At 67.6% G+C, this 20284-nt stretch carries 19 protein-coding genes; 12 read left to right on the top strand and 7 right to left on the bottom strand.

The genetic code is table 11. The features are described from left to right. Complete coding sequence (gene yidD / locus Q5Z10_RS14540) at positions 1 to 255, bottom strand: membrane protein insertion efficiency factor YidD (protein ID WP_303636123.1); 255 nt, start codon at positions 253 to 255, stop codon at positions 1 to 3. Between the two features lie 271 nt (positions 256 to 526). Between yidD and dksA the strand changes: the two genes are divergently transcribed. After that, a complete protein-coding gene (gene dksA / locus Q5Z10_RS14535) occupies positions 527 to 1747 on the top strand; it encodes an RNA polymerase-binding protein DksA (protein WP_303636122.1) in 1221 nt (406 codons plus the stop codon). Between the two features lie 157 nt (positions 1748 to 1904). Here the strand turns inward: dksA and Q5Z10_RS14530 are convergent, their stop codons facing one another. The 3 genes from Q5Z10_RS14530 to cysS are packed head-to-tail and all read right to left on the bottom strand — an operon-like array spanning position 1905 to position 5032. Continuing rightward, on the bottom strand, positions 1905 to 3152 hold the full coding sequence (locus Q5Z10_RS14530; RefSeq protein WP_303636121.1) for an MFS transporter: 1248 nt from the start codon (positions 3150 to 3152) through the stop codon (positions 1905 to 1907). Beyond that, positions 3149 to 3601, bottom strand: coding sequence for a SufE family protein (locus Q5Z10_RS14525; RefSeq protein ID WP_303636120.1), 453 nt, complete (start codon positions 3599 to 3601; stop codon positions 3149 to 3151). Before Q5Z10_RS14525 ends, Q5Z10_RS14530 begins: the two co-directional genes overlap by 4 nt. Before the next feature lie 54 nt (positions 3602 to 3655). Continuing rightward, positions 3656 to 5032 carry a cysteine--tRNA ligase gene (gene cysS, locus Q5Z10_RS14520; protein WP_303636119.1) on the bottom strand — a complete coding sequence of 459 codons (1377 nt, stop codon included), beginning with the start codon at positions 5030 to 5032 and terminating at the stop codon, positions 3656 to 3658. 187 nt (positions 5033 to 5219) lie between these two features. Here cysS and Q5Z10_RS14515 point away from each other — a divergent pair, with 187 nt between their 5' ends. The 11 genes from Q5Z10_RS14515 to Q5Z10_RS14465 all read left to right on the top strand — a co-directional run bounded on the left by Q5Z10_RS14515 (position 5220) and on the right by Q5Z10_RS14465 (position 16541). Continuing rightward, positions 5220 to 5783 (top strand): glycine zipper 2TM domain-containing protein, encoded by a 564-nt coding sequence (locus Q5Z10_RS14515; RefSeq protein ID WP_303636118.1) that lies wholly within the window; start codon positions 5220 to 5222, stop codon positions 5781 to 5783. Between the two features lie 328 nt (positions 5784 to 6111). Then, positions 6112 to 7122, top strand: coding sequence for an N-acetylornithine carbamoyltransferase (locus Q5Z10_RS14510; protein ID WP_303636117.1), 1011 nt, complete (start codon positions 6112 to 6114; stop codon positions 7120 to 7122). Positions 7123 to 7186: 64 nt separating this feature from the next. Further along, entirely contained in the window at positions 7187 to 8380 is a 1194-nt protein-coding gene (locus tag Q5Z10_RS14505; RefSeq protein ID WP_303636116.1) for an argininosuccinate synthase, read from the top strand. A 148-nt stretch (positions 8381 to 8528) separates the two neighbouring features. After that, a complete protein-coding gene (locus Q5Z10_RS14500) occupies positions 8529 to 9617 on the top strand; it encodes an acetylornithine deacetylase (RefSeq protein WP_303636115.1) in 1089 nt (362 codons plus the stop codon). A 25-nt stretch (positions 9618 to 9642) separates the two neighbouring features. Further along, on the top strand, positions 9643 to 10971 hold the full coding sequence (locus tag Q5Z10_RS14495; protein WP_303636114.1) for an acetylglutamate kinase: 1329 nt from the start codon (positions 9643 to 9645) through the stop codon (positions 10969 to 10971). Between the two features lie 3 nt (positions 10972 to 10974). Beyond that, a complete protein-coding gene (locus Q5Z10_RS14490; RefSeq protein WP_303636113.1) occupies positions 10975 to 11577 on the top strand; it encodes a GNAT family N-acetyltransferase in 603 nt (200 codons plus the stop codon). Continuing rightward, positions 11574 to 12527, top strand: a complete 954-nt coding sequence (gene argC, locus Q5Z10_RS14485; protein ID WP_303636112.1) for an N-acetyl-gamma-glutamyl-phosphate reductase — start codon at positions 11574 to 11576, stop codon at positions 12525 to 12527. Before Q5Z10_RS14490 ends, argC begins: the two co-directional genes overlap by 4 nt. A gap of 22 nt (positions 12528 to 12549) precedes the next feature. Then, positions 12550 to 13845: an argininosuccinate lyase gene (gene argH / locus Q5Z10_RS14480; RefSeq protein ID WP_303636111.1), complete on the top strand. Its 1296-nt coding sequence runs from the start codon at positions 12550 to 12552 to the stop codon at positions 13843 to 13845. Beyond that, positions 13845 to 14108 carry a YciI family protein gene (locus Q5Z10_RS14475; RefSeq protein WP_303636110.1) on the top strand — a complete coding sequence of 88 codons (264 nt, stop codon included), beginning with the start codon at positions 13845 to 13847 and terminating at the stop codon, positions 14106 to 14108. The genes argH and Q5Z10_RS14475 overlap by 1 nt, the downstream gene beginning before the upstream one ends. A 10-nt stretch (positions 14109 to 14118) precedes the next feature. Further along, positions 14119 to 15276 (top strand): glutamate 5-kinase, encoded by a 1158-nt coding sequence (gene proB / locus Q5Z10_RS14470; RefSeq protein ID WP_442758920.1) that lies wholly within the window; start codon positions 14119 to 14121, stop codon positions 15274 to 15276. Further along, on the top strand, positions 15273 to 16541 hold the full coding sequence (locus Q5Z10_RS14465) for a glutamate-5-semialdehyde dehydrogenase (protein WP_303636109.1): 1269 nt from the start codon (positions 15273 to 15275) through the stop codon (positions 16539 to 16541). Before proB ends, Q5Z10_RS14465 begins: the two co-directional genes overlap by 4 nt. Before the next feature lie 88 nt (positions 16542 to 16629). Here the strand turns inward: Q5Z10_RS14465 and pgaD are convergent, their stop codons facing one another. The 3 genes from pgaD to pgaB are packed head-to-tail and all read right to left on the bottom strand — an operon-like array spanning position 16630 to position 20283. Beyond that, positions 16630 to 17121 carry a poly-beta-1,6-N-acetyl-D-glucosamine biosynthesis protein PgaD gene (pgaD, locus tag Q5Z10_RS14460; protein ID WP_303636108.1) on the bottom strand — a complete coding sequence of 164 codons (492 nt, stop codon included), beginning with the start codon at positions 17119 to 17121 and terminating at the stop codon, positions 16630 to 16632. Continuing rightward, the gene (gene pgaC / locus Q5Z10_RS14455) at positions 17118 to 18365 is read right to left on the bottom strand and encodes a poly-beta-1,6-N-acetyl-D-glucosamine synthase (RefSeq protein ID WP_442758960.1); all 1248 of its coding nucleotides are present in this window, start codon (positions 18363 to 18365) and stop codon (positions 17118 to 17120) included. Before pgaC ends, pgaD begins: the two co-directional genes overlap by 4 nt. Positions 18366 to 18372: 7 nt before the next feature. Further along, a complete protein-coding gene (gene pgaB, locus Q5Z10_RS14450) occupies positions 18373 to 20283 on the bottom strand; it encodes a poly-beta-1,6-N-acetyl-D-glucosamine N-deacetylase PgaB (protein ID WP_303636106.1) in 1911 nt (636 codons plus the stop codon). Position 20284 lies beyond the last annotated feature (1 nt).

Below are 20284 nucleotides of genomic sequence, written 5' to 3'. Positions count from 1 at the left end.
TCAGTGTTTTCCTGTGCAACGGCAAGAAGGGGCATCGGTGCGCTCGGGCACGAGGTCGATACCGCCCGGATGGAAGGGATGACAGCGGCCGAGCCGGCGCGCGGCCAGCCAGCTGCCGCGCAGCGGGCCGTGCCGGGAAATGGCTTCCATCGCGTATTCAGAACAGCTCGGCACGAAACGGCAGCGCGGCCCCAGCAGGGGGCTGATGAAGCGCTTGTAGAAGCGCAGCAGGGCGATGAGCAGGCGCGAGATCACCCAGTCATCTTATGCCAGTTGGCATGAAGGCCGCATTTGTGCAGGATGGGCCGTTGGTCGCATGTCGCCGATGGCCTGTGACCGCGCGTGGCACCCTCGGGTGCCGGACAGGTTCCGTACCGCGCAAGGCGGTCCGTGTTGGTCGGACCACCCCTTGGGCCCGTTGTCTCCAGGACTGAATGGAGCGGGCCCCCAAGGTTGCTGCTGCGGGTCGGGTAGGCTATAAAGGCCCGCTTTCCCGGGCCCCGGGGAATCCAAGGAAGAGCGTTTCGTGGCTGCTAAAAAAACTGCAAAGAAGGCCGTCAAGGCCGCCAAGAAAACCGCCAAGCCTGTTGTGAAGAAGTTGGCGGCCAAGCCCGTTGCCAAGAAGCCGGCCAGCAAGGCGGTGACCAAGGCAGCATCCTCGCAACCGGCGGCCAGGAAGGCCACCGCAAAGAAGTCGCCGGCCAAGGCCGGCAAGCCGGCGGTGGCGAAAAAGCCCGCTGCCCCGGTCAAGGCCAAACCCGCCGCTGCCAGCAGGAAAGCGCCGGCCGTAAAGAAGGTCGCCAGCAAGGCAGCGCCGGTAAAGAAGGCCGCCGCGAAGCCGGCGCCGAAGAAGGCACCTGCCAAGCCGGCGCCGAAGGCGGTGGTGAAGAAGGCGGCCGCCAAGCCGGTTGCCAAGCCGGCACCGAAGAAGGCTGCGCCGGCCAAGCCGACCGCTGCCGCCAAGGCTGCCAGGAATGTCGCCACGCCGGTTGCCAAGCCGACGCCGGCCCCCGTAGTGAAGTCCGCACCGAAGCCGGCTGCCAAGCCGGCCCCGGCCAAGTCTGTCCCGGCCAAGACCGCGGCAGTGGCAGCAGCCAAGCCGGCCCCCAAGCCGGCGCCGGCCGCCACCCCTGCAGCATCGACCGCCCCGCAATCCAAGAATCCCGTGCCCGTTTCGAAATCGCCTGCCAAAACCGCCGTGAAATCCGATTCCGCTCCGAAGACCGTGTCGCGCCCAGTGGGCAAGGTCGCCGTCGCCGTCGCCGCCCGTTCGGCGGCCCCTGCGCCGCGCAGCAAGTACAAGGTGGTCGAATACAAGACCGACGAGGCCACCGGCCGCCCGATCCTGCCGGCCGGTTACAAGCCTGCCTCGGACGAGGAGTACATGAGTCCGCTGCAGCAGGAGTACTTCCGCCAGCGCCTGCAGAACTGGCGCGCTGATCTGGTGGAGGAATCCAAGCAGACCATCGAGAACCTGCGCGAGGAAGTGCGTGACATCGGCGACGAAGCCGAGCGTGCGACCCGCGAGACCGAGAACTCGCTGGAACTGCGTACCCGTGACCGTTACCGCAAGCTGATCGGCAAGATCGACAGCACCCTCAAGCGCCTGGAAGCCGGCGACTACGGGTACTGCGTGGACACCGGTGAGGAAATCGGCCTGGAGCGCCTGGAAGCGCGCCTGACCGCCGAGCGCACCATCGACGCCCAGGAGCGTTGGGAGCACCTGCAGAAGCAGCAGGGCGACTGATTCCCGATCGTTGTCTGGTCATGCAGAAAACCCGGCTCCGGCCGGGTTTTTTGTTGGGTGGCTTGGCCCTTTGTAGCGTCGAGCCATGCTCGACTCCGTTTCAGAGGCGCCAGTCGAGCATGGCTCGACGCTACAGAAAGCCGGCGCGGCGCCGCGGCTACTGCAGGTCGCGAAGATTCAGTTTCCGCAGCGTCGGGTTCTTCCATGCGGTGACCCCGGCCACGCTGAGCACCGCGAAGCCGCCCAGCACCACGGCGGGCACCAGGCCCAGCAGGCGCGCCATGGTGCCGGCATAGAACGCGCCCAGTTCGTTGGACGAACTGATGAAGATGCCGTTGATCGACGATACCCGCCCGCGCATGTCTTCCGGCGTGGCCAGCTGCAGGATGGTCGAGCGGATCACCACCGACACGCCGTCGAAGGCCCCATAGAACAGCAGGATCAGCGCCGACAGCCAGAAGTGCTGCGACAGCCCGAAGCCGATCACGCACAGGCCGAAGCCGGCCACCGCGAACAGCAGCACGCGGCCGGCATTGCGATGCAGCGGGTGCCGGGCCAGCCACAGCCCCACGCAGACCGAGCCCAGGGCCGGTGCAGCGCGCAGGATGCCCAGCCCCTCCGGGCCATGGTGCAGGATCTCGTGCAGGAACGCCGGCAGCATCGCCACCACACCGCCGAGCAGCACCGAGAACATGTCCAGCGCCATCGCCCCGACCATGATCCGGTTGCCGACCACGAAGCGTGCGCCTTCGGCGATGCTCTTGAAGATCGGCGCAGCCGGTCCGGTGTGCACCGGTTCCTCCACCTTCAGGGTGGCCAGGCAGACCATCGCCACCAGCGCGAAGACCGTGGCCACCGCATAGGACAGGCCCTTGCCACCGAAGCCGACCAGCACGCCGCCCAGGGCCGGGCCTGCGATCATGCCGGCCTGGAACACGACAGCACCCAGGCCGGCACCACGCGCGAACTGATCGCGTGCCAGCACCCGAGCGAACAGTGCGTTGTAGATCGGCGACAGGAAGGCGCGGACCATGCCGGTCAGCGCGATGGCGGCATAGATCGGCCACACGCCCTCGACCGGCAGCCACCCCATCGCCACGCTGGTCAGTACCAGCGCGGTGGCGATCAGCCCGGCGCAGGCGACCATGCCCAGCCGGCGGCGTGGCAGATGGTCCACCAGGTAGCCGGCGAACGGGGCCACGCAGAAGAACGGCAGTACCTCGGCTAGGCCGATCAGGCCCAGCGAGAACGGATTGCGGGTGACTTCATAGATGTGCCAGCCGACCGTGACCGCGACCACCTGGTAGGACAGCATCGCGAAGATGCGGTAGGCCAGCAGCCTGGCAAAGCCAGGCCGGGACAGCAGGCCCAGCGCGGTGTCTTCGGCCGTGGCAGGTTCGCTCACGAGGGGTCGCGCTGCAGCTGCGCCTGGGCGGTATCGCGGATGAAGGCCAGCATCGCCGCCACGCCGTTGCTGCGGGTCGGCGAGAGGTGGCGGGCCAGGCCGATGTCCTGGATGTAGCTCGGTTCGGTGGCCAGGATCTCCTGTGCCGAGCGCCCGGAGTACACGCGCAGGGCCAGGAAGATCAGCCCCGACACGATCGCCGAGTCACTGATGGCGTGGAAGCGCAGCGACTGTGCGTTTCCCTCCGGCACGATCCAGACCATCGACTGGCAGCCGAGCAGGCGGTGCTCTTCGGTCTTCCAGTCGTCCGGGAAGGCCGGCAGCTTGCGGCCCAGGTCGATCAGGTACTGGTAGCGCTCGGACCAGTCGCCGAAGAAGCCGAATTCCTCGGCGATGGCGGTCTGGGCCTCGGCGGCCGTAGGTTCAAGCGGGAACGGGGAGTCGGTCACAACAGTCTCTACAGTGGGGCGTGGCCGGGGCTGCCGGCCACGGGGCAGGGCGGGTCAGGCGCGCTTGCGCACCCAGCGCACGCCCTGCGGGGTGTCTTCCAGCACGATGCCTTCGGCGGCCAGCTGGTCGCGGATCGCATCGGAACGGGCGAAATCGCGGGACTGCTTGGCTGCGGCACGTGCGTCGATCAGGCCCTGGATGCGGGCGTCATCGCTGCTGTCACCGGCGGCATTGCCGAACCACTGCGCCGGGTCGGCCTGCAGCAGGCCCAGTGCGATGCCGGCGCCGAGCAGTTCGCCCTTCAGGCGGGCGCGCTGCGCCGGGTCGGTGGCACGGCGGGCCTCGCCGGCGATGCGGGCCACTTCGGCCAGCGCCTGCGGAGTGTTGAGGTCGTCGTCCAGGGTGGCTTCGATCTCGGCCGGGATGACCGCGGTCGCGTCCACCTCGGCCAGGTCGCGCAGGGTGCCGTACAGGCGGTCCAGGGTGCGCACCGACTGTTCGATCAGTGCATCGGACCAGTCCAGCGGCTGCCGGTAGTGCGCCGACAGCAGCGCCAGGCGCAGCGCTTCCGGCGGGTGCTGGCGCACCAGGTCGTGCACGCGCTCGATGTTGCCGATCGACTTGCTCATCTTGGCACCGCCGAAGTTGAGCATGCCGTTGTGCAGCCAGAAGCGGGCGAAGATCCGGCCGCCATGCGCGCATTCGCTCTGCGCGATCTCGTTTTCATGGTGCGGGAACTGCAAGTCGACGCCGCCGGCATGGATGTCGATGGTCTCGCCCAGGTGGGCGGCGGCCATCGCCGAGCACTCGATGTGCCAGCCCGGGCGGCCACGGCCCCAGGGCGATGCCCAGCCGGGCAGGTCGTCGCTGGACGGCTTCCACAGCACGAAGTCGCCCGGGTCGCGCTTGTACGGGGCCACGTCGACGCGGGCACCGGCCAGCATCTCGTCCGGGTCGCGCCGCGACAGCTTGCCGTAGCCGTCGAAGCTGGCCACCGCGAACAGCACATGGCCCTCGGCGGCATAGGCGTGGCCGCGCGCGATCAGCTGCTCGATCATGGTGATGATCTGCGGCATGTGCGCGGTCACCTCCGGTTCGATGTCCGGCGGCACCACACCCAGCGCGGCCATGTCTTCACGGTAGGCGGCGGCGAAGCGGTCGGTGATGGTGCTGATCGGCACCCGCTGTTCGCGCGCGGCGGCGTTGATCTTGTCGTCCACGTCGGTGATGTTGCGCGCGTAGCGCAGCCCGCCGAACCGGCGCCGCAGCAGGTCGGCCAGCACCCCGAACACCACCGGGCCACGGGCGTTGCCGATGTGCACGTAGTTGTAGACCGTGGGGCCGCACACATACAGGGTCGGACAGGCCGGATCGAGCGGAGTGAACGGTTCGAGCTGGCGAGTCAGGTTGTTGTGCAGGCGCAGGGTCATGGGGCTGTGGCTGGGGGACAGCCTGTGATTTTAGAACGTGTCGGCCCGCTTTGGGGGGAACGCCGGCGCCGCTGGGTACCGGCCTCGACCGGGGGTGGGGTGGGCAGGAACGGCGCGGACGGGTAATGTTCAGCCCCTCGCGGTCACCACTGCCTACACTATTGCCGTGTCCCTGCTCCCGTCGCCCATGAAAACCCCCGCGTTGCTGACCCTGGCCTGCCTGTCGGCGTTGCCCGCCGTGGTTCTGGCCCAGGAGGCCGAGCCGCGCAACCGGGTGGTGATCGTGGAGAACGTGAAATTCGACTACGCCCAGGTGCTCAACGTGGAGCCGGTGTTCCAGACCCTGCGCGCCACCCGCACCGAGGAGCACTGCGAGCCGGTGTCCACGCGGACCCTGGCGCCGGTCAACGTGACCGGCGAAGAGCCGGTCGAGGACAAGGGCCGGATCGGCCGTTTCTGGGACTCGGTGCGCTCGATGTTCAAGCGCAGCGACGAGGAGACCCTGGAGGAGGTGCCGGCCGAGACCCCGGCCCCGGCGCCGGCCAACAATGGCCCGATGCTGACCCGGGACTGTCGCATCGTGCCGGTCGGGCGTGAATTCCGCCGCCCCATCGCCTACGACGTGGACTATGTCTACAAGGGCACCAAGTACCGTTCACGGCTGCCGGAAGATCCCGGCAACCGGCTGAAGATCCGGGTTTCGATCACCCCTTGGGTGGGCCCGGAGCAGGCGGCGGCCGGCACCCCCTGATTCTGCGACGGCGGCCCCTTGCGCCGGCTCCGGCCGCATGCAAAGATTGGCGGCCATGAAGCTCACCGACTTCCAGCACGACAGCAGCGCCGCCCGCCAGGCCACTGGCATGACGTCGCGTGCCCGTCGACCGGAACCCCACATTCCCGCTGGGTAATCCGGAGCTTTCTGCTGTTCGTCCGAAAAAAACCCAGCCCACCGGCTGGGTTTTTGCGTTTCCGGGTTCCAGAAATTTCAACTGCAACATTCGCGTCCCACCCTTGGTTTCCGGTTCTCCCTTCCACCTTCCACAGCGTCGATTCACGGCGCCGCCACGCAAGGAATGATGATGTCCCCCAAGCACTTCCTGAACACTCAGGACTGGAGCCGCAGCGATCTCGATGCGCTGTTGACCCAGGCCGCGCTGTTCAAGCGCAACAAGCTCGGCGACCAGCTCAAGGGCAAGTCGATCGCGCTGGTGTTCTTCAACCCGTCCATGCGCACCCGCACCAGCTTCGAACTGGGCGCGTTCCAGCTCGGCGCGCACGCGGTGGTGCTGCAGCCGGGCAAGGATGCGTGGCCGATCGAGTTCAACCTCGGCACGGTGATGGACGGCGATACCGAGGAACACATCGCCGAAGTGGCCAAGGTGCTGGGGCGCTACTGCGACATCATCGCCGTGCGCGCGTTCCCGAAGTTCGTGGACTGGGCCTACGACCGCCAGGACATCGTGCTCAACAGTTTCGCCAGGTACTCGCCGGTGCCGGTCATCAACATGGAGACCATCACCCACCCGTGCCAGGAACTGGCCCATGTGATGGCGCTGCAGGAGCACTTCGGCACCCAGGACCTGCGCGGCAAGAAGTACGTGCTGACCTGGACCTACCACCCCAAGCCGCTGAACACCGCGGTGGCCAACTCGGCGCTGACCATCGCCACCCGCATGGGCATGGACGTGACCCTGCTGTGCCCGACCGCCGACTACATCCTGGACGACCGCTACATGGGCTGGGCCGAGCAGAACGTGGCCGAAAGCGGTGGTTCGCTGAAGATCAGCCATGACATCGACAGCGCCTACGCCGGCGCCGACGTGGTCTATGCCAAGAGCTGGGGTGCGCTGCCGTTCTTCGGCAACTGGGAGCCGGAGAAGCCGATCCGTGACCAGTACAAGCACTTCATCGTCGACGAACGCAAGATGGCGCTGACCAACAACGGTGTGTTCAGCCATTGCCTGCCGCTGCGCCGCAACGTCAAGGCCACCGACGGCGTGATGGATTCGCCGCAGTGCATCGCCATCAACGAAGCCGAGAACCGGCTGCACGTGCAGAAGGCGATCATGGCTGCGGTTGCCGGGCGCTGATTTTTCTTTCGATTCATTGAAACCCCGCCGGGCATGGCCCGGCGCTACCAGGACATACCCCCCCATGAGCAACAAAGACGTCGTTCTCGCCTTCTCCGGCGGCCTGGATACCAGCTTCTGCGTGCCCTACCTGCAGGAGCGTGGCTACAACGTGCACACCGTGTTCGCCGACACCGGCGGCGTGGATGATGAAGAGCGCGATTTCATCGAGAAGCGCGCCGCCGAGCTGGGCGTGACCAGCCACGTCACCGTCAACGGTGGCCCGGCCATCTGGGAAGGCTTCGTCAAGCCGTTCGTGTGGGCCGGCGAAGGCTACCAGGGCCAGTACCCGCTGCTGGTGTCCGACCGCTACCTGATCGTCGATGCCGCGCTGAAGCGTGCCGCCGAACTGGGCACCAACATCATCGCCCACGGCTGCACCGGCATGGGCAACGACCAGGTCCGTTTCGACCTGGCGGTGAAGGCGCTGGGTGATTACCAGATCATCGCGCCGATCCGTGAAATCCAGAAGGAACACACCCAGACCCGCGCCTACGAGCAGAAGTACCTGGAAGAGCGTGGCTTCGGCGTGCGTGCCAAGCAGCAGGCCTACACCATCAACGAGAACCTGCTGGGCGTGACCATGTCCGGCGGCGAGATCGACCGCTGGGAAGCCCCGGGCGAGGGCGCGCGTGGCTGGTGCGCGCCGCGCAGCGAGTGGCCGGAACAGGCGCTGACCGTCACCCTGAAGTTCGTTGAAGGCGAAGCCGTTGAACTGAACGGCAAGGCGCTGCCGGGCGACCAGATCCTGGCCCAGCTCAACAAGCTGTTCGCCCCGTACGGCGTCGGCCGCGGCGTGTACACCGGCGACACCGTGATCGGCCTGAAGGGCCGCATCGTGTTCGAGGCGCCGGGCCTGGTCTCGCTGCTGGCCGCACACCGCGCGCTGGAAGATGCGGTGCTGACCAAGCAGCAGAACCGCTTCAAGCCGGACGTGGCGCGCAAGTGGGTGGAGCTGGTGTACGAAGGCTTCTACCACGACCCGCTGAAGACCGACATCGAGGCCTTCCTGAAGTCCTCGCAGGCCAAGGTCAACGGTGAAGTGGTGCTGGAAACCCGGGGTGGCCGCGTCGACGCGGTGGCGGTGAAGTCGCCGCACCTGCTCAACACCAAGGGCGCCACCTACGCACAGTCGGCCGACTGGGGCGTGGAGGAGGCCGAAGGCTTCATCAAGCTGTTCGGCATGAGTTCGACGCTTTACGCGCAAGTCAATCGCTGAGCGATTGAATTGCGCGCGCGTCTCCCGCGCATTCCACCTAATCCCCGCGCCGTTGGCGCGCCCCCTTGAACATCAAGGGGGCTCTCCACCAGATGCATTACGGTAGCGCCGGGCCATGCCCGGCGGAATTCCACAGGATTGTTGATTCATGCTTGAACAGACGCTCGATCACCTGCAGGCGCTGGTGTCCTTCGACACCCGCAACCCGCCGCGTGCGATCACCACCGGTGGCATCTTCGATTACCTGCGCGACCATCTGCCCGGCTTCAACGTCGAGGTGATCGACCACGGTGCCGGTGCGGTCAGCCTGCATGCCGTGCGCGGGACGCCGAAGTACCTGTTCAACGTGCATCTGGATACCGTGCCGGACTCGCCGCACTGGAGTGCCGACCCGCACGTGATGCGGCGCCTGGACGATCGCGTGGTCGGGCTGGGCGTGTGTGACATCAAGGGCGCGGCGGCGGCACTGGTCGCGGCGGCCAATGCCAGCGATGGCGATGCCGCGTTCCTGTTCTCCAGCGATGAAGAAGCCAACGACCCGCGCTGCATCGCCGCGTTCCTGGCCCGTGGCCTGCCCTACGAAGCAGTGCTGGTGGCCGAGCCGACCATGAGCGAGGCAGTCCTGGCGCATCGGGGCATCAGTTCGGTGCTGATGCAGTTCGCCGGTCGCGCCGGGCATGCCTCGGGCAGGCAGGATGCCGCCGCCAGTGCCTTGCACCAGGCCATGCGCTGGGGCAACCGCGCGCTGGACCACGTGGAATCGCTGGCATCGGCATGCTTCGGTGGACTGACCGGCCTGCGTTTCAACATCGGCCGCGTCGAAGGCGGGATCAAGGCCAACATGATCGCCCCGGCGGCCGAGGTGCGCTTCGGCTTCCGTCCGCTGCCGTCGATGGACATCGATAGCCTGCTGGCGACCTTCGCCGGGTTCGCCGAACCGGAAGCGGCGCTGTTCACCGAGACGTTCCGCGGCCCCAGCCTGCCGGCCGGCGACATCGCCGAGGCCGAACACCGCCGCCTGCTGGCGCGCGACGTGGCCGACGCCCTGGATCTGCCGATCGGCAATGCGGTGGACTTCTGGACCGAGGCCTCGCTGTTCTCCGCGGCGGGCTACACCACGCTGGTGTTCGGTCCGGGTGACATCGCCCAGGCCCATACCGCCGATGAATTCGTGACGCTGGACCAGCTGCAGCGCTACACCGACGCCGTGCATCGCATCATCGCTGCCGGCGCCTGATTCTTCCCTTTCCGACGAAACCGAAATGTCTCCTGCCCTCCAGCCCCACCGCCAGACCCGCCAGACCATCGTGCGCCTGCTTTCCAGCATGGCCAGCGCGAAGGAGATCAGCCAGTACCTCAAGCGTTTCTCGCAGCTGGACGCCAAGCGCTTCGCCGTGGTCAAGGTCGGCGGTGCCGTCCTGCGCGACGACCTTGAAGCACTGACGTCCTCGCTGTCGTTCCTGCAGGAAGTGGGGCTGACCCCGATCGTGCTGCACGGCGCCGGCCCGCAGCTGGACGCCGAACTGTCCGCGGCCGGCATCGAGAAGCAGACCGTCAATGGTCTGCGCGTGACCTCGCCGGAAGCGCTGGCGATCGTGCGCCGGGTCTTCCAGCAGTCCAATCTGCGCCTGGTGGAGGCGCTGCAGCAGAACGGTGCGCGCGCCACCTCCATCACCGGTGGCGTGTTCGAAGCCGAATACCTGGACCCGGACACCTACGGCCTGGTCGGCGAAGTGAAGCGGGTCAACCTGGCACCGATCGAGGCCAGCCTGCGCGCCGGCTCGATTCCGGTCATCACCAGCCTGGGCGAAACCGCTGGCGGCCAGATCCTCAACGTCAACGCCGACTTCGCCGCCAATGAGCTGGTGCAGGAGCTGCAGCCGTACAAGATCATCTTCCTGACCGGCACCGGTGGCCTGCTGGACGAGGCGGGCAACGTGATCGATTCGATCAACCTGTCCACCGAATACGATCACCTGATCGCGCAGCCGTGGATCCATGGCGGCATGAAGGTGAAGATCGAGCAGATCAAGGATCTGCTCGACCGCCTGCCGCTGGAATCGTCGGTGTCGATCACCCGCCCGGCCGACCTGGCCAAGGAGCTGTTCACCCACAAGGGCTCGGGCACGCTGGTGCGCCGCGGTGAGAAGGTGCTGCGCGCCACCGCCTGGGACGAACTGGACCTGCCGCGCCTGAAGGGCCTGATCGAATCCAGCTTCGGCCGCACCCTGTTGCCCGATTATTTCCAGAAGACCCGGCTGCTGCGCGCCTATGTCAGCGAGAACTACCGCACCGCGGTCATCCTCACCGACGAGGCCGAAGGTGTGTACCTGGACAAGTTCGCCGTGCTTGATGACGCGCAGGGCGAGGGCCTGGGACGTGCGGTCTGGAACGTGATGCTGGAGGAAACCCCGCAGCTGTTCTGGCGTTCGCGCCACGGCAACCCGATCAACCATTTCTACTATGCCGAGTCCGACGGCTGCTACAAGCAGGATCACTGGAAGGTGTTCTGGTATGGCGCCGATGGCATCGACCGGATCAAGACCTATGTCGATCATTGCGCCGCGCGCGCACCGAGCCTGCAGGGCTGAACGATGAGCACGCCTGACGCCTGGAACACGGTTCCCGTCCTGCGCGGCCAGCACGTGACGCTGCAGCCGCTGCAGCCCGAGCACGTGCCGGGCCTGCGCGACGCGCTCGAAGGCAGCGGCCTGGACCAGCTCTGGTACACCCAGGTGCCGTCGCCGCAGCAGGTCGAGCACTATGTGCAGGCTGCGCTGCAGGCGCAGACCGAAGGCAGGGTGCTGCCGTTCGTGATCCGCGATGCGGCCGGTGACATCATCGGCAGCACGCGCTTCTATGGGCTGGAGGCGGACGTGCCCAAGCTCAGCCTGGGCTACACCTGGTACACGCCACGCGTACAGCGCACCGGTGCCAATACCGAAGCCAAGCTGTTGCTGCTGCAGCATGCATTCGAGGCCATGGGCTGCATCAGCGTGGTACTGGAAACCAGCTGGTTCAACTTCACCTCGCGCACCGCGATCGCCCGCCTGGGCGCCAAGCAGGATGGCGTGCTGCGCAACCACAAGCGGCATGCCGACGGCACGCCGCGCGACACCGTCATCTTCTCCATCATCGATGCGGAATGGCAGGGCGTGAAGCGCCACCTGCAGTACCGCCTGGACCGCCACGCATGAACGATTCGACTTTCACCCTGGGCATCGTCGGTGCCCGCGGCCATACCGGCGCGGAGCTGATCAAGCTGGTCGCCGCGCATCCGCGCCTGCAACTGGCCTTCGTGTCCTCGCGCGAGCGCGCCGGGCAGCGCCTGTCCGATCACCACCCGGAATTCCAGGGTGAGCTGCAGTACGAGAACCTGGACGCCGATGCAGTGGCGGCCAAGGGCGTGGATGCGGTGATCCTGGCCCTGCCCAACGGCCTGGCCGCACCGTTCGTGGCCGCGCTGGAAGCGGCGAAGCCGGACACCGTGATCGTCGACCTCTCGGCCGATTACCGCTTCGACCACAGCTGGTACTACGGCCTGCCGGAACTGACCCGTGGCCGCTACAACGGCCAGAAGCACATCAGCAATCCGGGCTGCTATGCCACCGCGATGCAGCTGGCGGTGCATCCGCTGCTGGACCTGCTGGCCGGCCCGCCGCAGTGCTTCGGTGTCTCCGGCTACTCCGGCGCCGGCACCACGCCATCGGACAAGAACAACGTCGACCTGCTGGCCGACAACCTGATGCCGTACGCGCTGACCAACCACGTGCACGAGCGCGAGGTGTCGGTGCAGCTGGGCGTGGCGGTCGAGTTCATGCCGCACGTCGCGCCGCACTTCCGCGGCATCACGCTCACCGCCAACCTGTGGCTGAACCGCGCGCAGAGCCGCGAGCAGATCGTCGAGCGTTTCCAGCAGGCCTATGCGGGTGAACCGCTGATCGAGGTGGTGGACGACGCGCCGTGGGTCAGCCGCATCGCCGGACGCCATGGTGCCCAGGTCGGCGGCTTCACCCTGGCCCCGGGCGGCAAGCGGGTGGTGGTCGTGGCGACCCTGGACAACCTGCTCAAGGGTGCGGCCACCCAGGCCATGCAGAACCTCAACCTCGCGCTGGGCATCGACGAACTGACCTCGATCCCGCACTGAACCCCGCTACCGGAGCCCCCCCATGGCAGACCTTCTTTGGCAGAAGCCCGGCGTCGCCGTCGACGCCCAGATTCAGACCTTCCTCGCCGGTGACGACGTCATCCTCGACCGCGAGTTCTTCCTGCACGACATCGCCGCCAGCGCCGCGCATGCGCAGGGCCTGCAGCACATCGGCATCCTCAGCGGTGATGAGCTGGCCGGCCTGCTGCGCGAACTGGAGGTGCTGGCGCAGGACTTCCGCGACGGCCGTTTCGTGCTCGATACGCAGTACGAGGACGGTCACTCGGCGATCGAGGCGCGGCTGACCGAACGCCTGGGCGATGCCGGCCGCAAGATCCACACCGGCCGCAGCCGCAACGACCAGATCCTGGTGGCCACCCGCCTGTGGCTGAAGGAAAAGCTGCAGCGCGTGGCGCAGCTCAGCGCCGAAGTGGCGAAGGTCGCACTGGACCGCGCCCAGGCCGAGAAGGACCTGCCGATTCCCGGCTATACGCACATCCAGCGCGCCGTGGTGTCCTCGGCGGGGATGTGGTGGGCGGGCTGGGCCGAGGCCTTCATCGACAACGCCGTGCGTGCCCGTGATACGCATGCGCTGGTGGATGCCAATCCGCTCGGCACCGCCGCCGGCTACGGGGTGAACCTGCCGCTGGACCGCGAGCACACCACCGCCGCGCTCGGTTTCGCGCGCATGCAGATCTCGCCGATCTACGCGCAGCTGTCGCGCGGCAAGTTCGAGCTGGCCGCGCTGGAAGCGCTGGGCGGCGCCACCCTGGACCTGCGCCGCATCGCCTGGGACCTGTCGCTGTTCACCAGCGCCGAGTTCGGCTTCGTGGCGCTGCCGGCGCAGTACACCACCGGCAGCTCGATCATGCCCAACAAGCGCAACCCGGATGTGATCGAACTGATGCGTGCCACCCACGCCAGCGTCGCCGCCGCGCGGACCGAGATCGAGCAGCTGCTGTCGCTGCCCTCCGGTTACCACCGCGACCTGCAGTCGTCGAAGGGCGCCATCTTCCACGGCTTCGGACGTGGCCTGGCCGCGCTGGAGCTGCTGCCGGCGCTGCTGGCCAATCTGGAATGGCGCGACGACAGGCTGCGCGCGGCGATCGACTCGGGCATGTATGCCACCGATGTCGCCGTGGAAGCGGCCGTGGCCGGCGTACCGTTCCGCGAGGCCTACAAGGCGGCCGCCGCCGGCGCCGACAGTGCAGGGCAGGGGCGCACCCCGGAAGGCAGCCTGGCCGCGCGGGTATCGCCGGGCTCGGCCGCAGACCTTCGCCTGGATGCGCTGCGCGCGCGCTGGCAGGCGCTGTCCTGATGGCCGCCACCGTGTACCTGGTGCTGGCGATGCGGCGGCCGGACTTCAACCCGGCAGCGGTGCAGCCGCACCGTGACTTCCTCGACGCGCTGCAGGCCGACGGCAAGCTGCACCTGACCGGCGGCTTCACCGACGGCAGCGGCGGCGCCTATGTGCTGTGCAACGTCGACAGCCTGGCCCAGGCGCAGGCCATCGTCGCCACCGATCCGCTGGTGACCCTGCACGCCTCGGAGCTGACCGTGCACGAATGGAACATCCGCTGAGGCGCACCTGATGACCCCGCACGCCGCCACCGTCGCATCGCCGTTCACCGAACAAGCGCTGCCGCCGTGGCGGCGTGCCGTGCTGAAGGTGGGCAGCAGCCTGCTGGCCGCCGATGGCGGCGGCCTGTCACCCCGGCATGCGCTGGGCCTGGCCCAGTTCGTATCGGCCAACGTGCTGGCCGGCCGCGAAGTGGTGATCGTGTCCTCGGGGGCGGTCGCGGCCGGTCGCGCCATTCTTCCCCGCGCCGACCAGCCCGGTGCGGCGATGGCCGCCCGGCAGGCGCTGGCCGCACTCGGCCAGGCCCAACTGATCGGCCTGTGGCAGCGCTTCTTCGAGCGTCCGGTGGCGCAGGTGCTGCTGACCCACGACGACCTGCGCAACCGCCGTCGCTATCTCAACGCCCGCGCTACGCTCAACGAACTGCTGCGGCTGGGGGCACTGCCGGTGGTCAACGAGAACGACACCGTCTCGGTGGATGAGCTCAAGCTTGGCGACAACGATAACCTGGCCGCCACCGTGGCCGCTCTGGTCGATGCCGATGCACTGTTCATCGCCACCGATATCGATGGCCTGTACAGCGCCGACCCGCGCGTGCATGCCGACGCCCACCCGCTGCATGAGGTGCCGGAGCTGAGTGATGCGGTGCTGGCGATGGCCGGCGGTGCGGGCTCGCTTGCCGGTACCGGCGGCATGCGGACCAAGCTGGAGGCCGCTGCCAAGGCCGGCCGTGTCGGCATCGAGACTTACCTGTTCAACGGCCGCAGCGGCGAGGTGGTGCGGGCGTTGGCGCAGGATCGCCTGTTCGGCACCCGCATCCATGCCGGCCGCAGCCGCGAAGCCGCGCGCAAGCACTGGCTGCGCCACGCACCGCTGGCCGAAGGCGCGATCGTGGTCGATGCCGGCGCCGCGCAGGCGATGCGCGAGAAGGGCGCGTCGCTGCTGCCGGGCGGCATCATCGGTGCCGAAGGCATGTTCCGCCGCGGCGACATGGTGCAGGTGTGCTGGCTTGCCGAGCGCGGCCGGGTCTGTATCGCGCGCGGGGTCAGCCAGTACGCTGCCGACGACGTGCGCCGCATCGCCGGCCGCCACACCCGCGACATCGAGGCCGTACTCGGCTACAACTACGGTGGCACCGTCGTCCATCGCGACGATCTGGTGTTGCCATGACCGGTTTGAAGGACATCCCGATGAGCGACATCGAATCGCAGGCGCGCGCCTGCCGCGACGCGGCCCAGGTGGTCGCCGGCCTCGACAGTGCGGCCCGCCGCCATCTGTTGCAGGCGATGGCGCAGGCGCTGGAAGCGAATGCCGGGCAGATCCTGGCCGGCAACGCGCGTGATCTTGCTGCTGCACGCGACAAGGGCGTGGGCAGTGCCATGCTCGATCGGCTGGCGCTGGACCCGGCGCGGCTGCTGGCGATGGCCGATGCGGTGCGCGACGTGGCTGCGCTGCCGGATCCGGTCGGCCGGGTGACCCACGACGAGGTCCGCCCGAACGGCATCCGCGTGCAGAAGGTGCGCGTACCGCTCGGCGTGATCGCGATGATCTACGAAGCGCGTCCGAACGTGACCGCCGAAGCGGCGGCGTTGTGCCTGAAGGCGGGCAACGGGGTGATCCTGCGCGGTGGGTCCGAGGCGATCCACTCCAACACCGCCATTGCCGAGGCGCTCGCCGGTGCGTTGCGGGCCAGCGGCGTGCCGACGGCGGCAGTGACCGTGCTCACCGACCTGCGCCGCGAGGCGATGCTGGAGCTGCTGCAGCTGCATGAGCTGATCGACCTGGCCATTCCGCGCGGTGGTGAGGGCCTGATCCGCTTCGTTGCCGAGCATGCGCGGGTGCCGGTGATCAAGCATTACAAGGGCGTGTGCCATCTGTTCGTGGACGCCAGTGCCGACCTCGACAAGGCGATGGCATTGCTGGTGGACGGCAAATGCAGCCGCCCCTCGGCCTGCAATGCGCTGGAGACGCTGCTGGTGCACCAGGACATCGCCGCGCAGTTCCTGCCACGGGCCGGCCAGGCATTGGCCGAGCGCGGCGTGCAGCTGCGCGCCGACGCGCGCGCGCAACCCCTGCTGCCGGGCAGCAGCGCGGCCACCGATGCCGATTTCGCCGCCGAGTTCCTCGACCTGGTGCTGGCCGTGGGCGTGGTCGATGACCTCGATGCCGCCATCGCGCATATCCGCCGCTTCACCTCGGACCACACCGAAGTGATCGCCACCGGAGACGCTGGCCATGCCGAGCGCTTCGTCAGCGCGCTGCGGTCGGCGGTGGTGATGGTCAACGCCTCTTCGCGCTTTTCCGATGGCGGCCAGCTCGGCCTCGGCAGCGAGATCGGCATTTCCACCACGCGTCTGCACGCCTACGGCCCGATGGGCCTGGACGCACTGACGGTTGAACGGTTCGTCGTGCGCGGCGAAGGGCAGACCCGGTAGCGGCCTGCCTGCAGGGCTGTCGCCCTGCACGCCCACACCGTCCGGCCCGCGGCCTCCGCCGTTGCCGGGCGCAACCCGGCCACGCCGGTTACCGCAACGCCTGCGCCGTCATCCCCACCGGCCGCGCGTGCTCGTCCATGTGCAGCGTCACCGCCTTGGCGTTGAACAGATCCTCGGCCAGATGATCGCTGGCGCCCAGCGACTGCGCGATCTCCGCGCGCGTGGCATCCTCGCGCGGGCAGCGCCGCTCCCTACCGGCAAAGCGCAGGCGGTTGTACTCGGCCCAGGCGATCAGCAGCAGCGCGCAGCAGGCCAGGATCACCGGCAGCGCGATGATCACGAACGGATCCAGGTGCTGCTTGTGCTCGTACAGCTGCAGCCACGCCAGATGGCCGCCCAGCAGCCACGAGATCAGGGTCACCAGCGGTGCCCACAGGTAGAAGTAGAACCCCCAGAACGCCAGGGTCACGAAGCCCCACGCGGTACGCTGCAGGCGTGGCTGCTTGCGCGGTTTCTGGATCAGGCGCGAATCGAAGCGGTTGGACGGCCTGCTGGTGGCCGCCTGGCGGTTGGCGTTCATCGGATACCCCGGTCTGGGCTGACCCAGGTGGCACGCTTGCCACGCCGCTTCAGCAGCGTCTTCGGCAAGGCCACCAGGGTGGTGAACAGGCTGATCAACCAGTACGCCATCGGATACCAGATGACCCAGAAGTAGTTGCGGCCGATATGGGTTTCGTAACGCCGGTCGATGATCAGGCTGCTGGCGAACTGCAGCAGGCAGACCAGGGCCAGGATCACGCCATGCCATTGCGGCAGCAACGTGTCGATGTACAGCGACGGCGGCATCGGGAAGAACTTGCCCAACACCCACAACAGCACGATCAGCAGCATCGTGTAGGCCCACAGCACGCTGAGGATGTACTCCAGCAGCACGCCCCACATGCGCCGCTTGCGCCAGCTGAACAGCGAACTGCCGTGGCGCAGCAGCACCTCCACGCCGCCCTGCGCCCACCGCAGGCGCTGCCGCCACAGGCCCTTCAGGGTTTCGGGCATCAGGATGAAGCACAGCGCGTTGGGTTCGTAGCGGATGTCCCAGTGGTCCAGCTGCAGGCGCCAGCTGATGTCGATGTCCTCGGTGACCATGTCGTCGGCCCAGTAGCCGATCCGGTGCAGGGCGGTGCGGCGGAACGCGGCGATCACCCCGGACACGGTGAAGATGCGGCCATAGACGCGCTGGGCGCGCTTGATCATGCCGATGATCGAGGAGAACTCGGCCACCTGCAGGCGACCGAGCAGGGTGGAACGGTTGCGGATGCGCGGGTTGCCGGTGACCGCGCCGACGCGCGGGCCGCTGGTCAGGTGCCAGACCATCCAGTGCATGGCGAACTCTTCCAGCATCGCATCGCCGTCGATGCACACCAGGTATTCCGAACGGGCCGCCAGTGCGCCCATGCGCAGTGCATTGGCCTTGCCCAGGTTGCGGTCCAGGTGTACCACGCGCAGGCGCGGGTGGATCGCCGCCAGCGCATCCAGCCGCGCGCCGGTGTCGTCGCTGCTGCCATCGTTGATGGCGATCACTTCGAAGTCCGGGTAGCGCTGTGCAAGTGCGGCGCCGATGGTGTCGTCCAGGTTCTCCGATTCGTTGTGGCAGGGAATCAGCAGGCTGGCGAACGGCGCATCGACCATCGGCGGGGGATCGTTGCGCGGCCGCGACTTCCGCTCGCGCCGGAAGAAGTAGTACAGGCCGCCCGACATCCAGAAGAACGCCATCACCATCGGGTAGAAGAAGGCGAACTGGAACAGGGCGTTGAGCCACGGGTTCATGTCCACGTCACTTCTCCGGATACGGGAAGTTGCGCGCGGACATCGCCGCGCGTGCATCCTGGGTCGACGGCTTGTCGGCGATGAAATCGTCCGGGTACCACGCGAAATGGCGCACGCCCTGCGCCTGCAGGCGACGGATCTGTGCGCGCAGGCGTTCGCCGCTGATCGGTGTCTGGGTGCGCCAGTCCACCGTCTGCAGTTCGAACATCGTGTGCTTCAGGTCGGGATCGTGCGCACGCACGGCCACCACCAGGCGGTCCAGCCAGCGCTCGGGGCGGCGGCTGCCTTCCATCCACGGCATCGCCATCAGCGCGGTCCGGTCGTAGGCCCGGTTGAACAGGTCCAGCCGCTGTGCGAACCAGGCCGCGCTCTGCGGCTGCAGCACCGGCTGCGCGTACAGGTTGCGCACCGTGCCAAGCTTGGGACGCCAGCGCTGCGCGCTGTCGCGCAGTTCCAGGGTGAAGTCGATCAGTGCCTGGGTCCGGCCACCGTCGCTGCCTTCCTGTGGCAGCTGCGCCAGCTCGGTATCGCGCACGTAACCGTCATCATGGAACAGCAGGCCCTCGAAGTAGGAATTGATGGCGAGGTCTTCGTAGATGTCCTTGATGATCTGCCGTGCCTGCGGCTGGGTGAAGTCCAGCCGGTACATGCCATCGCGCTCGGGGCTCTGGATGCCCAGTGCCGCACGCTGCGCCAGGTCGGGCAGCTCGAAGCCGAGCACCGGCAGCCAGGCATAGACCTTCACCCCGGCACGGGTCTTCAGCTGCCATGCCACACGGTTGAACAGGTCGGCGCGCATCGGCATGTGCCGGTTCGGGAAGTACAGCGCGTCGGCGGTGTTGTTGCCGTCCGGGTCGGCGAACGCCTGCAGGTAGACGTGGGTCGGGCCGATCCGCTTGACCCGCTCGATCAGTACATCCAGGTTGCGCGCCTGCTGCGCGGCATCGCTGTCATAGACCGAATCGAGATCGATCTGCAGGGCGCGGGTGCCGTCCAGGGTGACGTTGCGGCGCAGTTCGAACGCCAGCGAGGTGACGTTCGGGTTGCTGGTCACCAGCAGTCGCGCCAGTCCGTGCAGGTCGGCGGTGACCGGGGTGCTGCGCCCCTCCAGGTCGAACGATACCGGCATGCCGAGCTGCTCGGCGATGTCGTTGCTCAGCTGGTTGTAGGCGGCGTAGGGCCAGACGATGGCCTTCGGACGCACGCCCAGTTCCTTCTCGATGCGCTGCACGCTGCGTCCCAGATCGTCGCGCAGCCGCTTTTCGTATTCCTGTGCGCTCTCGTAACGCTGCGCCTTGGGATCGTAGATGCGGGTGATCACCGCCGGGGTCTGGTTGCCCTGCGGGTTGGACTGCACGCCGTGGTGCAGGTTGTCGGTGTGACTGGCCAGTTCGATCAGCCCGCTGGCCTGCATCTCGCGCAGCTGGTCCCAGGTGAGGAAATCATCGCGGCCGAAGGGGCGGTAGCCATAGTCGATGGTGCGGCCGGGCGCCATGTCCACATAGTCGGTGATCACCGCCACCAGTGCCGGATAGTTGTAGGCGCGCAGCAGCGGATAGACGCGGCTGTAGACGCTGCGCAGGCCATCATCGAAGGTCAGCAGCACCGGCCGCGGCGGCAGCCGTGCTTCACCGCGCGAGGCCTTGATCAGCTGCGACAGCGATATCGGGTGGTAGCCGTGCGCGGACAGCCAGTCCAGGTGGGCGGCGAAGTTCTGCGTGCTGACTGCATAGGCGTCGGCATCGGATTTCTCCCGCACGTCATCGCGCACGTCGTGGTAGCTCAGGACCAGCAGGCCGTTGTCGGCCGAATCCAGTTCCGTCTCACGCGCGCCCTGGGGTTGGGCGGTCGCCGGCAGCGTCACCGCCAGCAGCGCCAGCAGCAGCAGGGTCATCAGGTTGCGAAGCATCCGTTCCATC

Origin of the sequence: Stenotrophomonas sp. 704A1 (assembly GCF_030549525.1) — a bacterium.
Classification (GTDB): domain Bacteria; phylum Pseudomonadota; class Gammaproteobacteria; order Xanthomonadales; family Xanthomonadaceae; genus Stenotrophomonas; species Stenotrophomonas tuberculopleuritidis.
This window is presented reverse-complemented; position numbering and strand designations above follow the sequence as displayed.

What these genes read in the sequence shown, in the direction of transcription:
- Q5Z10_RS14515 (WP_303636118.1), top strand. Translation starts at nt 5,220, where the DNA reads ATGAAAACCCCCGCGTTGCTGACCCTGGCCTGCCTGTCGGCGTTGCCC.
- Q5Z10_RS14510 (WP_303636117.1), top strand. Translation starts at nt 6,112, where the DNA reads ATGTCCCCCAAGCACTTCCTGAACACTCAGGACTGGAGCCGCAGCGAT.
- Q5Z10_RS14475 (WP_303636110.1), top strand. Translation starts at nt 13,845, where the DNA reads ATGGCCGCCACCGTGTACCTGGTGCTGGCGATGCGGCGGCCGGACTTC.
- Q5Z10_RS14495 (WP_303636114.1), top strand. Translation starts at nt 9,643, where the DNA reads ATGTCTCCTGCCCTCCAGCCCCACCGCCAGACCCGCCAGACCATCGTG.
- proB (WP_442758920.1), top strand. Translation starts at nt 14,119, where the DNA reads ATGACCCCGCACGCCGCCACCGTCGCATCGCCGTTCACCGAACAAGCG.
- Q5Z10_RS14505 (WP_303636116.1), top strand. Translation starts at nt 7,187, where the DNA reads ATGAGCAACAAAGACGTCGTTCTCGCCTTCTCCGGCGGCCTGGATACC.
- argC (WP_303636112.1), top strand. Translation starts at nt 11,574, where the DNA reads ATGAACGATTCGACTTTCACCCTGGGCATCGTCGGTGCCCGCGGCCAT.
- pgaC (WP_442758960.1), bottom strand. Translation starts at nt 18,365, where the DNA reads ATGAACCCGTGGCTCAACGCCCTGTTCCAGTTCGCCTTCTTCTACCCG.
- pgaD (WP_303636108.1), bottom strand. Translation starts at nt 17,121, where the DNA reads ATGAACGCCAACCGCCAGGCGGCCACCAGCAGGCCGTCCAACCGCTTC.
- pgaB (WP_303636106.1), bottom strand. Translation starts at nt 20,283, where the DNA reads ATGGAACGGATGCTTCGCAACCTGATGACCCTGCTGCTGCTGGCGCTG.
- cysS (WP_303636119.1), bottom strand. Translation starts at nt 5,032, where the DNA reads ATGACCCTGCGCCTGCACAACAACCTGACTCGCCAGCTCGAACCGTTC.
- Q5Z10_RS14465 (WP_303636109.1), top strand. Translation starts at nt 15,273, where the DNA reads ATGACCGGTTTGAAGGACATCCCGATGAGCGACATCGAATCGCAGGCG.
- Q5Z10_RS14500 (WP_303636115.1), top strand. Translation starts at nt 8,529, where the DNA reads ATGCTTGAACAGACGCTCGATCACCTGCAGGCGCTGGTGTCCTTCGAC.
- Q5Z10_RS14490 (WP_303636113.1), top strand. Translation starts at nt 10,975, where the DNA reads ATGAGCACGCCTGACGCCTGGAACACGGTTCCCGTCCTGCGCGGCCAG.
- argH (WP_303636111.1), top strand. Translation starts at nt 12,550, where the DNA reads ATGGCAGACCTTCTTTGGCAGAAGCCCGGCGTCGCCGTCGACGCCCAG.